Raw genomic sequence first — 12,917 nt, forward strand, 5'->3', positions numbered from 1 at the left:
ATGCGACCTGGGAGACGATCCAGACGCTGGCCGCGTCCGATCCGCGGGTCGGCGCGCTGCGCCTGTCGCGCAATTTCGGCAAGGAACTGGCGCTGACCGCCGGTCTGGACTGCGTCGATCGCGGCGCGGCGATGCTGCTGGACGCCGATGGGCAGGATCCGCCGGAACTGATCGGACAGTTCGTCGCGCATTGGCGCGCCGGCTACGACGATATCTACGGTACGCGCCTAGTGCGCGAAGGCGAGGGCTGGCTCAAGCGCGGCACCGCGGCGCTGTTCTACCGGGTGATCGGGCGCCTGTCGAAGACGCCGATCCCCGCCGATACCGGCGATTTCCGCCTGCTGTCGCCGCGCGCGCTGGCTGCGCTGCGGCAATTGCGCGAGCGCCACCGCTTCATGAAGGGCCTGTTCGGCTGGATCGGTTTCCGCCGCCTGGCGGTGCCGTACCGGCGTGCGCCGCGGCTGGCCGGGCGCAGCAAGTTCAGCCTGTGGCGGTTGTGGAACTTCGCCCTGGACGGCATCACCGGCTTCTCCACCGCACCGTTGCGGGTGGCCACCTACCTGGGCCTGGCGACGGCGGTGGGCGCCTTCCTGTTCGCGATCTGGGTGGTGGTCAAGGCGGCGCTGTGGGGCGACCCGGTGGCCGGCTGGCCGACGATGATGGCGGTCATCCTGTTCCTGGGCGGCGTGCAACTGATCGCGCTGGGCCTGATCGGCGAATACCTGGGCCGGCTGTACGAGGAATCCAAGCAACGTCCGCTGTACCTGGTGGAGACCTGGCGTGCACCGGGCGAAGGAGTATGCTCGGCCGTGCGATCCAGCGAACCGGGAGGCAGCGATGCGGACGGTACGGCAGGTCTTGAGCGAAAAGGGCAATGAGATCCACGCGGTCGCGCCGGACACGGCGGTGATCGAGGCGCTGCGGCTGATGGCCGCCAAGGGCATCGGAGCGGTGCTGGTGCTGCAGGACGGACAGCTGTCCGGGATCCTGTCCGAGCGCGATTACGCACGCAAGGTGGTCCTGCAGGACCGCTCCTCGGCGACCACGCCGGTGCGCGACATCATGAGCAGCAGGGTGCACACCGTGGACCCGTCGCAGAGCGTGCAGCAGTGCATGGAACTGATGACCGGGCAACGCATCCGCCACCTGCCCGTGGTGGACGCCGGCACCGTGATCGGCGTGATCTCGATCGGCGACCTGGTCAAGGCGGTGATCGAAGAGCAGCGCGAGGAGCTGGATCAGTTGCAGGAGTACATCAGGAGCTGAGGGGCTGGGAATCGGGAGTGGGGAATCGGGAATAGGAAGTCAAAAGCAACGATCCCCTGCAGTCATCCGTGCATCGTCGCCTGACAAGATCGATACGCGGAACGCGCTTTTGCTCTCGCGATTCCCTATTCCCGATTCCCCACTCCCGGCTTCACCGCCCGCACTGAATATCCTTGCCCGGCCCGGTCTCGATGGTCGCCAGCAGGGCGGCTGGCGGGGCGATGCTGCCCAGGGCGACGGCGATCGCGCCGCGCAGGCCCAGGGCCTTGAAGTCGGGGCGGAAGCTGGGGTCCTTGAAGGTGCCGCCGACGCGCAGCGGCGAGCGCAGGGCGAGGATGCTGTGGTCCTTGGGTTGCGCCTTCAGCAGCAGGTCCAGGCGTTCCTGGCCCAGGTCGATGGTGCCGCTGCCGACCAGCAGGGTGTCGGTGCTGTCGAAGGCCAGGCCGCGCGAGGTCATCACTCCGTGCTGCACGCCGAAGTCGCCGAACGCACAGCGTACCGGGATCTCGCGGTCCTTGGTCACCAGATACTTCAGCGATTCGGCGATATCCAGGCCGGCCAGCTCCATCACCAGATTGCTGATGCGGCCCTTGCCCATGCCGACGGCGACGCTGCCGTCGGCGCTGCCGAGCATCTGCGCGATCGAGTTGCCGCTGCCGGCCAACGCGATCTCGCCGCCGATCGCGCCCGCCGCTTCCTTGGCCAGTTTGCCGTCGGGGAACAGCTTGCCCAGTTGCACGCCGCGGATCGACACCTGCGCGCGGGTGAACAGCGTGGGCTTGCGTGCATCCATGCGGATGTCCGAGCGCAGATCGCCGCCGGCCACGCCGAAGTTCAGCGGTTGCAGCAGCAGCACGCCGTCATCGAGCTTCAGATGCGCATCCATGTCGTCCAGCGGCAGCGACGGCGCATTGATGCGCTGCGCCTTCCAGCGCACGTCGGCATCCATCGCGCGCAGCTTGCCGAGGTCGTATGGGGTGGACGGCAGCACCTTGTCGGTGGCGGCGAGCTTGGCTGCCTGCGCCTTCTGCTCGGCATTGGCGGTCTCGCCGGCGCCGGTGCGCGGCGGTGCGCCGACGAAGCCGGCCAGGTCGTCGAAATCCAGCCGCTGCGAACGCAGGTCGGCGCGCAGGAACGGGCGTTGCCCAGCGGTATCGATCTGCACGGTGCCGGCCAGGTCGCTGTCGCCGGCGCGGCCACGGAAGTCCTGGTAGCGCCAGCGATCGCCGTCGCGCTGCAGGCGTCCGTCCAACTGGTAGGGCGGGGTGGAGGGAATGGCGATGCCGAGCAGCGGATACAGGTGGGCCATGTCGGTGCCGGCCAGTTGCAGTTGCAGGTCGAACACGCGCAACTGGAACGGATTGGTGAGGGTGCCGCGCATGTGCGCGCGGGTGCTGCCGGCGCTGCCGCGCAGGTCGACGCGGAACGGATGGTCGCTCTCGCTCAGTTCCAGCGGCGAGGCGGTACTGCCTCTCAGGGTGAAGGGATTGCCGCGCCAGCGGCCGTCGCCGCTGACCGCGATCGGCGGGGCGGCATCGCCACGGCGGCGCTGCCCGACCTGGCTGTCGACGGCGATGTCGATCTCGGTGCGCCCGGCCGGATCCTGGAAGCGCAGATGTCCCTGCTGTACCCGCAGGGCGCCGAGCACGACCGGACGGCCGCCGTCGGACTGGCCGAACACCCAGTTGCCGGGCTGTGCGTTCGGTCCGGTTTCCAGCAGCAGGTCTGGCTTGGTCAGGCGGATCTCGGGGATACGCACGCGTCCGCGCAGCAGCGGCCACAGCGCGATGTCCAGTTCGGCGCGGTCGGCGCTGGCCATCTGCGGCTGCTTCGACCAGTCGGCGTTGGCGAAGCGCAGGCGATCGCCGCGCACGGTGATGATGCGGCCCAGGTCCACGTCGAGGTTGCCGTCGATATGGAAGGCGCGGCCGGTGCGCGCCTGCACCGCGCGTTCCACTGGCGCCTTGAACCAGTTCCAGTCGAAGATCAGGATGATGACGAGCAGGAGCAGCACCAGCGCGCCGAGCACGAACGGCCAGCGCCGCAGGCGGCCGTCGTTGCGCCGCCAGGGCCAGGAGCGGGATGCGGAAGCGGGGTCGCGAGCCATGCGGCCATCCTAGGCAGCCGCCGTGCACGGGGTGCGAAAGCGGAAGGGATGGCGGGCCCGATGGGCGTTGTCCGCGTCCACACCGGGGATGCATGATGCATGTGGGCTGCCTGCGGGATCAGACGCTGCCGCTCACGGGAAGAGCCGGAGATCGCTGACGGCGATTCCAAGGTACTCGATGGTGAAGGTGGCTTTCTGGCCGCCTACAGCATCGCAGTGCATCACCCTTGGTCCCGGTCAATCAGCGGTCGTCGGTGCATTTGACAGGGGATGCGTGTGAGAGAGTCAGCCAAGCGCTTCGGCAGGTTTCCACTCGCCGTCGCTGCCTTTTGTCTCGTGTCGCCGGTGGGTGGCGCGTCTCAGGCGGATGTGGATCCGGCGCAGGTTGTGCGCATCGACGTCGGGAACATCGATCCGATTGAAGTGGGCATTCTGGCGCCGAGCGGAAGATTCCTTGTTTTGATGGACAGCGAGACCCAGTGCCAGGGCGTTTCGGCAACCGGTGGGCGCGTGGTTATTACGCCTGCCATCGCGGCCGGGATGTATTGGGATGCGGAAGGCAAGGAGAACGTGGTTGCCGCATTCTCGGAAGTTGGAACCTTCACGATCCATGTCTCCGACAACCTCGAAACGGAACCGGATGGGGCGTTCGCGACGAAGCACCGCTATGTCAACCAGCATCCATCGCACATGATCGTCTCTGCTGGAGCGTGTCAGAAGCGCAAGAGCTGATCGGCATTGCTGCAGAGCGCACGCCATGCGCTCGACATTCCAAGCGAGTGCGTGAATAGGTGTTGCGATCGCAGAGCGGTCCGTCATGCCGCCCTGGGAGGGCGGGTGTTCGGGACGCCGGCGAACGGCCGATGGTCTGCCTACAGCACCTGGCCGGTCACCGCCACGAAGTGGCAGACGCTGCCGGCGAGGACGAACAGATGCCAGATGGCGTGGAAGTAGCGCACGGTGTCGCGCTGGTAGAAGTAGGTGCCCAGGGTGTAGAACAGGCCGCCGGCCAGCAGCCAGCCCAGGGTCCAGGCGTCGACGGAGCGCAGCAGCGGTTCGATCGCCACCACGATCAGCCAGCCCATCGCGATGTACAGGATGGTCGACAGCAGGCGGAAGCGACCAGTGAAGAACAGCTTGAAGATCACCCCGGCCACGGCGATGGTCCAGATCGCTGCGAACAGGCCCCAGCCCCACGGGCCGCGCAGGCCGATCAGGGTGAACGGGGTGTAGGTGCCGGCGATCAGCAGGTAGATCGCGCAGTGGTCGAAGATCTGCAGGCGCGCCTTGGCGCCGGGATGCGGGATGGCGTGGTACAGCGTCGAGGCCACGTACAGCAGCAGCAAGGTGACGCTGAACACGATGGCGGTGGCGAGCTGCCAGCCGTCGCCGTAGATGGCGGCCAGGGTGATCAGCACCGAGCCGCCGGCCAGCGCGGCGATGGCGCCGAGGCCGTGGGTCAGGGCGCTGGCCAGTTCGTCGCGCCAGTCCGTGGAAGGCTGCGCGTCGGCGTTCGAGTAGGCGGGCGACCGGTCTGCATCCATGGGCCCGCACGGTACCGCAATTGCGAGCGGTTCGCATCCGCTGCGGCGCAACACGGCGCCGCCGGTTGGGCGTGCGCTCAGCCGGCGCACGCCCGCGGTCACATGGCGGTCATTCCACCGCCACGCTGTGCGCGTGTTCGCGCGTGGCGGCGAAGCGCACGTCCGGCGCGCGTTCCTGCGCCAGTTGCAGGTTGACCCGGGTCGGCGCCAGGTAGACCAGTTCGCCGGCGGCGTCGATGCCGAGGTTCATCGCGTTCTTCTCGCGGAACTCTTCCAGCTTCTTGGGGTTGTCGCAGTGCACCCAGCGCGCGGTGACCACGCCCACCGGTTCGAAGCTGGCGTCCACGCCGTACTCGTCCTTGAGCCGGTAGGCGACCACGTCGAACTGCAGCGTGCCGACCGCACCGAGGATCAGGTCGTTGCTCATCAATGGGCGGAAGAACTGGGTGGCGCCTTCCTCGGACAGCTGCGCCAGGCCCTTCTGCAATTGCTTGAGCTTGAGCGGGTCGCGCAGGCGCGCGCGGCGGAACAGTTCCGGGGCGAAGTTGGGAATGCCGGTGAACGACAGCGACTCGCCTTCGGTGAAGGTGTCGCCGATGGAGATGGTGCCGTGGTTGTGGATGCCGATGACGTCGCCGGGATAGGCCTCGGCGGCGATCTCGCGGTCGCTGGCCATGAAGGTCAGCGCGTTGGCCAGCTTGACCTCCTTGCCGGTGCGCACGTGCAGGGTCTTCATGCCGGCGGCGAAGCGGCCAGAGCAGATGCGCATGAAGGCGACGCGGTCGCGGTGCTGCGGGTCCATGTTGGCCTGGATCTTGAACACGAAGCCGGTCAGCTTGTCCTCGCCGGCCTGCACCTGGCGGCCGGTGGTGGCGCGCGGCTGCGGCGGCGGCGCGTGCTCGGCGAAGAAGTCCAGCAGCGGCTGCACGCCGAAGTTGTTGACGCCCGAACCGAAGAACACCGGGGTCTGCTTGCCGGCGCGGTAAGCGTCCAGGTCGAAGGCGTGGCTGGCGCCCTGCACCAGTTCCAGTTCCTCGCGCAGGTCGGCCAGCATCTGTTCGCCGATCTTCTCGGCCAGGCCGGGCGCGTCCAGCGACGGGAAGATGGTCGAATCCTGGCGGGTGAAGTTGCGGCCGGGCTCGTACAGGTGCACTTCGCCGGTCACCAGGTGCACCACGCCCTTGAGGCGCTGGCCCATGCCGATCGGCCAGGTCACCGGCGCGCATTCGATGCCCAGCACCGTCTCCACCTCGTCGAGCAGGTCGATCGGATCCTTGCCCTCGCGGTCGAGCTTGTTGATGAAGGTCATGATCGGCGTGTCGCGCAGCCGGCACACCTCCATCAGCTTGATGGTGCGCTCTTCCACGCCCTTGGCCACGTCGATCACCATCAGCGCCGAGTCCACCGCGGTGAGCACGCGGTAGGTGTCCTCGCCGAAGTCGGCGTGGCCGGGGGTGTCGAGCAGGTTGATGATCTTGCCTTCGTACGGGAACTGCATCACCGACGAGGTCACCGAGATGCCGCGTTCCTTTTCCAGCGCCATCCAGTCCGAGGTGGCGTGGCGGGCGGCCTTGCGGCCCTTCACCGAGCCGGCCATCTGGATCGCCCCGCCGAACAGCAGCAGCTTTTCGGTCAGCGTGGTCTTGCCGGCGTCGGGGTGGGAAATGATGGCGAAGGTGCGGCGGCGCGCAGCTTCGGTGGCGACTTCGGACATGGGCGGCACGCCCGGAAGGGCGTCATCGGCAACGGAGGAAGCCCGCGATTATAGCGGGCTTCCTGCTGCGGCCGTTCAGTTGAGCAGCCAGGGGTGCGGGCGTTTGCTGGATTGGCGTGCCACCAGGTTGTAGACGATGACCATGCCGAGCAGCAGCAGGCTCCAGGCTGGTGCCAGCCAGTGCGGTGCCACCGCGCGGGGCAGGCCGACCTGGCCGATGCTGATGGCGCCCAGCAGCGTCAGTGCGCAGTGCGCCACGACCAGCGCCAACACGCTGCGCGGCCAGCGCAGGCAGGCCAGCAAGATGGTGCTGGCAAGCAGGGTCCCGGTCAGGGTGATCGACACCGTCAGTGGGTAGTAGGCGGTCGGGGCGTGTCTGAGCAGCCCGAGCAGCCAGGACAGGCCCAGCCACGGAAGCATCGCCGCGATCGCGCATTTCAGCACCACCTGGTTGAACAGCGTGCCGATCTGCCCGGGTGCGCCCATGCCGGGCAGCAGGGCGCTTTCCATCAGGCCGAGGTTGCCGTGCTTGCGCCACAGCCACAGTCGTTGCAGGAACTTCGCGCTGGACAGGTTGGCCATGACGTTGGCCAGGATCAGCGGCAGCGTCGGCGATTGCGTGCCCACCAGCAGCAGCGTCCACAGCAACACCAGCGACGGCATGACGAGGACGGCCAGCGCGGTGCCGGCCGCGCTGCCGGGAGCGAAACCTGGACCGAGTGCGAAGCGCATGGCGCGTTCCGGTGCGCCGTGCAGGCCCGAGGGAACGCTGGGGCGCGCGATGCCCTGCATCCACCCACGGCGCCCGGTTTGCGATGCGACCACCTGCCTGATCGCGCCATCGCCGGGCAGGCGTGGCTGCAGGTTCATCCACAGCGGACGCAGCCAGGGCGCGAGCGCGACGGGCCGAGGCGTGCTGGCGCGGCGGTAGGCCCACGTCGCGCCCGCGACGCACGCTGCAGCGATGGCCAGCATGGTGCTGCGCGGGTACGCGTCCAATGGCACGCCGACCCAGTAGTGCAGCATGAAGCCGAGGGGCGGCAGGCACAGCAGTGCGGTACTGGACCACGCCGGCGCTGTCGCCAGCAGCAGCCCGCCGGACGCGCACAGCAGCAGCGTCGGTGCCGTCAGGCTGGGATCGCTGCCGCGCGGCGTGTAAAGCAGGACTGGCAACAGCACGGTGCCGGTCACCGCCAATGCGAACAGGCGCGCGAAGCGACTGCGTAGCCCCGGAAGGCGCAGGCGATGCGCCTGCTCGAGCAGGCTCAGCAAGCGTGCGCCGAGTCGTGCCCAGAGCAGTAGCACGATGGGGCAGGTCAGCACCAGCGGCGATGGTGGATTGTCGACCCACGTCAGGGCCAATGCCGCGGCGATCACCCAGGGGTAGACCCATCGGGTCCTGCCCGATGCCGCGTACAGCAGGCGCAGATCGGCGAGCAGGCGCTTCATCCCGCCACCTCGATGAACAGGTCCTCCAGGCCGAGCCGGTCGATTCGCAGACCGGGCACGCCGAGCAGGGCGGAAGGCGGTTCGCTGGCGTGCAGCAGCACCGCGGTGCCGCCGTCGGCGATGCGGCGCCGTGCGAGTTCGTCGCGCAGCACGGCGTCGCCGAGCAGCGCGGCGGCGGCCGGCGGCAGCGTGAGTCGCAACACGCTGTCCTTGAGCTCGTCCAGCGGCTGGTCGAGCAGCAGCCGGCCCTGGTGCAGGAAGGCCACGCGCGATGCCACCCGTTCCAGGTCGCTGACGATGTGGCTGGAGAACAGCACGGTGGTGCCGGCGTCGCAGGTTTCGGTGACGATCTCGCGCATCAGGTCGCGGCGCGCCACCGGATCCAGCGCCGAGGCCGGTTCGTCCAGCACCAGCAGCGCCGGCCGCGCCGCCAGTGCGCGCACCAGGGCCAGGCGCTGGGCCTGGCCGGGCGAAAGCCTGTCGATGCGCTGGCGGCGGTCCAGTTCCCAGCGCTGCAGCAGCGTGTCGGCGCGCTGCGCGTCCCAGTGTGGATAGAGCTGCGCGGCGAAGGCGAGCAGTTCCGTCACGCGCATCCAGCCGAAGGCCTGGGGCTGCTGGGGCACGAAGCCGATGCGCGCCTTGCGCGCGTCGTCCAGGCGCAGCGCCGGACCGCCGAATACCTGCGCCTGGCCGCGCTGCGGCTGCAGCAGGCCGAGCAGGCAGGCCAACAGGGTGCTCTTGCCGGCGCCGTTGCGGCCGATCAGCCCGACCACCTCGCCGCGCCCGATCTGCAGGCCCACGCCTCGCAGCACGTCGCTGGCACCGAACGCCAGGTGCAGGTCGTGCGCCGCCAGCGGCAGGTCCATGTCCAGATCGGTCTGGATTGCGCTCTGCATCGCCACGCTACTCATCGCCAGGTTCTCCAAACAACTGTTCAAGACGTTCGATCACGGGAGGCGCCGGCAGGCCCAGTTCGCGGCAATGCCGGACCAGTTCCTGCAGCCGGGGTTCGATCAACTCCAGGCGCTGCCGTTGCGGTGCGGCGGCGGTCGCGGCCACCGCCATGCCGCGGCCGCGCAGGCGTTCCAGCACGCCCTCGGCTTCGAGCTGGCTGTAGGCGCGCGAGACCGTCATCGGGTTCACCGCGTGGACCGCGGCGACCTCGCGTACCGAGGGCAGACCGTCGCCCGGGCGCAGTTGCCCGGCGGCGACCAGGCGGCGGATCTGCTCGGCGATCTGCCGGTAGATCGGCTCGGGGGCGCTGGGTTGGACGTGGAGGTGGGTTGCATCCATGTGTATTAATACATCAATACACTTGGCGAATGTCAATGCGTTTGCCGACGAACGGTAGGCGGCGCGCTCAGGGTGGGGCGGGGTGGGCGAAGCGCAATTCGCCCAGCGGGCCGGCCATCCGGAACGGCACCGATTCCAGGCGCAGGCCGCGGTTGAGCTGGACGGCGAAATGCAGGTGCGGGCCGCTGCTCAGGCCGGTGTTGCCGGACAGGCCGAGGCGGTCGCCACGCTGCACGGCCTGGCCCACCCGCACCTGCACGCCGCCGGGGGCCAGGTGTGCGTAGATCGCCATGCTGCCGTCGGCGTGCACTACCCGCACCAGGTTGGCGGCCTGGCTCAGGCGCGGGTCGGTGCCGGACTCGCGGAAGTCGTCGCGCACCTCCATCACCACGCCCGCGCGCGCGGCCAGCACCGGCGTGCCTTCGGGCAGGGCGAAGTCCAGCGCATAGGCATTGGCGGGATCGCGATGGCTGAAGGCGCCGCCGAAGCCTTGGTCGATGCGCACCGGGCGGTCGGCGAAGGGCAGGGCGTACAGCGCCGGGTCGGCATGGGCGCGCGGCGAACCGGGCACCGCCTCGATGCGCAGCCGGGCGCCGTCGCCGCTGGGCTCGGTCAGGTCGCCGGACGGATACAGGCGCGCGACCACGCGGCGCTCGCCGGCGGCCAGCTCCGCGGTCAACGGCAGCGCGGGGACGGCGGTGAAGCCGGCGCTGTCGCCGAGCAGGCGGATCTGCACAGGGCCGCCGAGCGGATTGCCCAGTGCGACCTCGCGCAGGCCGCTGTCGCGGGCGCTCACCTGCAGCCACGCTGGCGGTGGTTGTGGTTCGGGTCGCGGGGCATTCCAGCGCAGCAGCGGTTGCGCAGGCGTGCCGTTCGCCAGTGCCAGCGACAGGACCACGGCAAGCCAGCGGCGGGAGCGGCGTCGGCGCACGGACAGGGGCAGCGATGGGGGAAGCGGAGTATGGCCGAGGCCAGGGATCGAAAAATCATATCGCTTCATCCGAATAAAGAGATTGACATGGCCGAAAATCGCTGGCATCGTGGCTCCACCATCGAGACCGGCGGAGGGACAGGCCCTTTGATGCCGGGGCAGCCAGCGGACGCGCAAGCGCCCGTGTAGGTGCCAAATCCTGCGGGGACCCACGCGTCCGCCGAAAGATGGTTCGATCCATGCCTTCTGCATGGCGAACGCGAGCTCCGCGAAGCTCGATGGCCGTTCCTCTCCGGATACCGCCATGCGCCTCGTAAACTCGCCTGATCGCCCCACCTCCGCCACTTCGTCCCACGACCGCGTTGCCGCGCCGGCCGACGGCGTGCACGCGATGCGTGGCGAGATCGCGGTCGCCTTGCCACTGCGCCACGCCGGTGTGCAACTGCTGCGCCTGCGCTACGAACTGAGCGGCCCGGCTGCCGCGCCGGTGGTGTTCGTCGCTGGCGGCATCTCCGCGCACCGCCACCTCGCCGCCAACGCCAGTTTTCCCGAGAAGGGCTGGGCCGAAGGCCTGGTCGGGCCGGGGCGGGCGCTGGATCCCACCCAGCGGCGGCTGCTGGCGTTCGATTTCGTCGGCGCCGACGGCAGCCTGGACGCGCCGATCGACAGTGCCGACCAGGCCGATGCCATCGCTGCGCTGCTGGACGCGCTGGACATCGCGCAACTGCACGGGTTCGTCGGCTACTCCTACGGTGCGCTGGTCGGCCTGCAACTGGCGGTGCGGCATCCGCAGCGCCTGCAGAAGCTGATTGCGGTCAGCGGCGCGCACCGCGCGCATCCGTATGCCGCGGCTTGGCGCGCGCTGCAGCGCCGCGCCGTGGCACTGGGCCAGCTGCAATGCGCCGAGAGCCACGGGCTGTCGCTGGCGCGGCAGTTCGCGATGCTCAGCTACCGCACTCCGGAGGAGTTCGGCGAACGCTTCGACGCGGCGCCGGAAGTGATCAACGGCCGCGTCCGCGTCGCCGCCGAAGACTACCTGGACGCCGCCGGCGCGCAGTACGTGGCGCGCACCCAGGTCAACGCCTACCTGCGCCTGTCCGAATCCATCGACCTGCACCGCATCGAGCCGGCCGCCGTCGCCGTGCCCACGGTGGTGGTGGCGGTCGAAGGCGACCGCCTGGTGCCGCTGTCGGACCTGGTCACCCTGGTCGAAGGCCTGGGCCCGCGCGGCAGCCTGCGCGTGCTGCGTTCGCCCTACGGCCACGACGCCTTCCTGAAAGAAACCGATCGCATCGACGCGATTCTCGCCACCGCCCTTCGCCCCACCGGAGTTGCCGCATGAGCACTGCCCACGACACCGATCTGCCCTGTAGTGCAGCCACCGCCGCGGTCCGCGCCGGCATCGACCGCGATACCGCCTACGGTGCGGTGACCCCGCCGATCGTGCTGTCGTCGAACTTCAGCTTCGACGGCTTCGGCAACAAGCGGCAGTACGACTACACCCGCAGCGGCAACCCCACCCGCGACTTGCTCGGCGAAGCGCTGGCGGAACTGGAAGGCGGCGCCGGCGGCGTGATCACCGCCACCGGCATGGGCGCGATCAACCTGGTGCTCAATGCGCTGCTGCAGCCCGGCGACAAGCTGGTGGTGCCGCACGACGCGTACGGCGGCAGCTGGCGGCTGTTCAACGCGTTGGCCAAGAAGGGCCATTTCGCGCTGATCACCGCCGACCTGACCGATCCGCGCTCGTTGGCCGATGCGTTGGCGCAGGCGCCGAAGCTGGTGCTGATCGAGACCCCGTCCAACCCGCTGCTGCGCATCACCGACCTGCGTTTCGTCATCGACGCCACGCACAAGGCCGGCGCGCTGGCGGTGGTCGACAACACCTTCCTGTCGCCGGCGCTGCAGACCCCGATCGCCTTCGGCGCCGACCTGGTGATCCACTCCACCACCAAGTACGTCAACGGCCATAGCGACGTGGTCGGTGGCGCGGTGATCGCGGCCGATGCCGAACTGCACCAGCAGCTGGTGTGGTGGGCCAATGCGCTGGGCCTGACCGGCTCGCCGTTCGATGCGTTCCTGACTCTGCGCGGCCTGCGCACGCTGGACGCGCGCCTGCGCGCGCACCAGGAGAACGCACAGGCGGTGGTGGACCTGCTGACCACGCACGCCGCGGTGCGCCAGGTGTACTACCCGGGCCTGGCCTCGCATCCGGGCCACGCGGTGGCGGCGCGGCAGCAGCGCGGCTTCGGCGCGATGATCAGTTTCGAACTGGCCGGTGGCGAGGCCGAGGTGCGCGCCTTCGTCGATGGCCTGCGCTACTTCACCCTGGCCGAATCGCTGGGCGGCGTGGAGAGCCTGATCGCGCATCCGGCGACCATGACCCATGCGGCGATGACCGCCGAGGCGCGCGCCAAGGCCGGGATTTCCGACGGCTTGCTGCGCCTGTCGGTGGGCATCGAATCCAGTGCGGATCTGGTCGCCGACCTGCAGGCCGGCCTGCAGCGCGCGCAGCGCGCCGGCGAGGCGCTGGCCCGCAAACGGGTGGACGCGTGAGCAGCGGCCTGGCCGATGCGCCAGCGGTGCCGCTGCGTGCGGCGCCCGACGTGGCCA

Annotated in this window: 12 protein-coding genes and 1 riboswitch; of the genes, 5 read left to right on the top strand and 7 right to left on the bottom strand. The window is 69.3% G+C overall.

Annotation, left to right across the window (positions count from 1 at the left end; translation table 11 throughout):
* Both D180_RS11680 and D180_RS11685 read left to right on the top strand, forming a co-directional pair.
* Positions 1–878: glycosyltransferase family 2 protein (locus tag D180_RS11680; RefSeq protein ID WP_017912936.1), on the top strand; the 878-nt coding region annotated here is incomplete at its 5' end.
* Positions 838–1,266: a CBS domain-containing protein gene (locus D180_RS11685; protein WP_043090869.1), complete on the top strand. Its 429-nt coding sequence runs from the start codon at positions 838–840 to the stop codon at positions 1,264–1,266. The genes D180_RS11680 and D180_RS11685, both read left to right, overlap by 41 nt.
* 151 nt (positions 1,267–1,417) lie before the next feature.
* On the opposite strand, the gene D180_RS11690 is transcribed toward D180_RS11685, so the two are convergent.
* Entirely contained in the window at positions 1,418–3,373 is a 1,956-nt protein-coding gene (locus D180_RS11690; protein ID WP_017912938.1) for an AsmA family protein, read from the bottom strand.
* 276 nt (positions 3,374–3,649) lie between these two features.
* Here D180_RS11690 and D180_RS11695 point away from each other — a divergent pair, with 276 nt between their 5' ends.
* Positions 3,650–4,105, top strand: coding sequence for a hypothetical protein (locus tag D180_RS11695; protein ID WP_170268215.1), 456 nt, complete (start codon positions 3,650–3,652; stop codon positions 4,103–4,105).
* A gap of 140 nt (positions 4,106–4,245) precedes the next feature.
* Here the strand turns inward: D180_RS11695 and D180_RS11700 are convergent, their stop codons facing one another.
* From D180_RS11700 to D180_RS11725, 6 genes are all read right to left on the bottom strand, one after another.
* A complete protein-coding gene (locus tag D180_RS11700) occupies positions 4,246–4,917 on the bottom strand; it encodes a hemolysin III family protein (protein WP_017912941.1) in 672 nt (223 codons plus the stop codon).
* A 109-nt stretch (positions 4,918–5,026) separates the two neighbouring features.
* Positions 5,027–6,631: a peptide chain release factor 3 gene (locus D180_RS11705; RefSeq protein WP_017912942.1), complete on the bottom strand. Its 1,605-nt coding sequence runs from the start codon at positions 6,629–6,631 to the stop codon at positions 5,027–5,029.
* 75 nt (positions 6,632–6,706) lie between these two features.
* Complete coding sequence (locus tag D180_RS11710; protein ID WP_017912943.1) at positions 6,707–8,080, bottom strand: hypothetical protein; 1,374 nt, start codon at positions 8,078–8,080, stop codon at positions 6,707–6,709.
* The gene (locus D180_RS11715) at positions 8,077–8,991 is read right to left on the bottom strand and encodes an ABC transporter ATP-binding protein (RefSeq protein WP_198526548.1); all 915 of its coding nucleotides are present in this window, start codon (positions 8,989–8,991) and stop codon (positions 8,077–8,079) included. Before D180_RS11715 ends, D180_RS11710 begins: the two co-directional genes overlap by 4 nt.
* Positions 8,984–9,373 carry a GntR family transcriptional regulator gene (locus tag D180_RS11720; RefSeq protein ID WP_017910488.1) on the bottom strand — a complete coding sequence of 130 codons (390 nt, stop codon included), beginning with the start codon at positions 9,371–9,373 and terminating at the stop codon, positions 8,984–8,986. Before D180_RS11720 ends, D180_RS11715 begins: the two co-directional genes overlap by 8 nt.
* A 67-nt stretch (positions 9,374–9,440) precedes the next feature.
* Positions 9,441–10,175 (bottom strand): M23 family metallopeptidase, encoded by a 735-nt coding sequence (locus D180_RS11725; RefSeq protein WP_232760461.1) that lies wholly within the window; start codon positions 10,173–10,175, stop codon positions 9,441–9,443.
* 244 nt (positions 10,176–10,419) lie between these two features.
* A riboswitch (SAM riboswitch) is annotated at positions 10,420–10,538 on the top strand.
* Between the two features lie 70 nt (positions 10,539–10,608).
* Between D180_RS11725 and D180_RS11730 the strand changes: the two genes are divergently transcribed.
* Positions 10,609–11,646: a homoserine O-succinyltransferase gene (locus D180_RS11730; RefSeq protein WP_043090868.1), complete on the top strand. Its 1,038-nt coding sequence runs from the start codon at positions 10,609–10,611 to the stop codon at positions 11,644–11,646.
* The gene (locus D180_RS11735; RefSeq protein WP_017912946.1) at positions 11,643–12,860 is read left to right on the top strand and encodes an O-succinylhomoserine (thiol)-lyase; all 1,218 of its coding nucleotides are present in this window, start codon (positions 11,643–11,645) and stop codon (positions 12,858–12,860) included. The genes D180_RS11730 and D180_RS11735 overlap by 4 nt, the downstream gene beginning before the upstream one ends.
* The last annotated feature ends 57 nt before the right edge of the window (positions 12,861–12,917 follow it).

The sequence above is a fragment of the Xanthomonas sp. SHU 166 genome (assembly GCF_000364685.1).
Lineage (GTDB): Bacteria > Pseudomonadota > Gammaproteobacteria > Xanthomonadales > Xanthomonadaceae > Xanthomonas_A > Xanthomonas_A sontii.

Bases quoted from the DNA above. Each gene is read 5' to 3' on its own strand.
- D180_RS11685 (WP_043090869.1), top strand. From the start codon at position 838: ATGCGGACGGTACGGCAGGTCTTGAGCGAAAAGGGCAATGAGATCCAC.
- D180_RS11690 (WP_017912938.1), bottom strand. From the start codon at position 3,373: ATGGCTCGCGACCCCGCTTCCGCATCCCGCTCCTGGCCCTGGCGGCGC.
- D180_RS11700 (WP_017912941.1), bottom strand. From the start codon at position 4,917: ATGGATGCAGACCGGTCGCCCGCCTACTCGAACGCCGACGCGCAGCCT.
- D180_RS11705 (WP_017912942.1), bottom strand. From the start codon at position 6,631: ATGTCCGAAGTCGCCACCGAAGCTGCGCGCCGCCGCACCTTCGCCATC.
- D180_RS11710 (WP_017912943.1), bottom strand. From the start codon at position 8,080: ATGAAGCGCCTGCTCGCCGATCTGCGCCTGCTGTACGCGGCATCGGGC.
- D180_RS11715 (WP_198526548.1), bottom strand. From the start codon at position 8,991: ATGAGTAGCGTGGCGATGCAGAGCGCAATCCAGACCGATCTGGACATG.
- D180_RS11720 (WP_017910488.1), bottom strand. From the start codon at position 9,373: ATGGATGCAACCCACCTCCACGTCCAACCCAGCGCCCCCGAGCCGATC.
- D180_RS11730 (WP_043090868.1), top strand. From the start codon at position 10,609: ATGCGCCTCGTAAACTCGCCTGATCGCCCCACCTCCGCCACTTCGTCC.
- D180_RS11735 (WP_017912946.1), top strand. From the start codon at position 11,643: ATGAGCACTGCCCACGACACCGATCTGCCCTGTAGTGCAGCCACCGCC.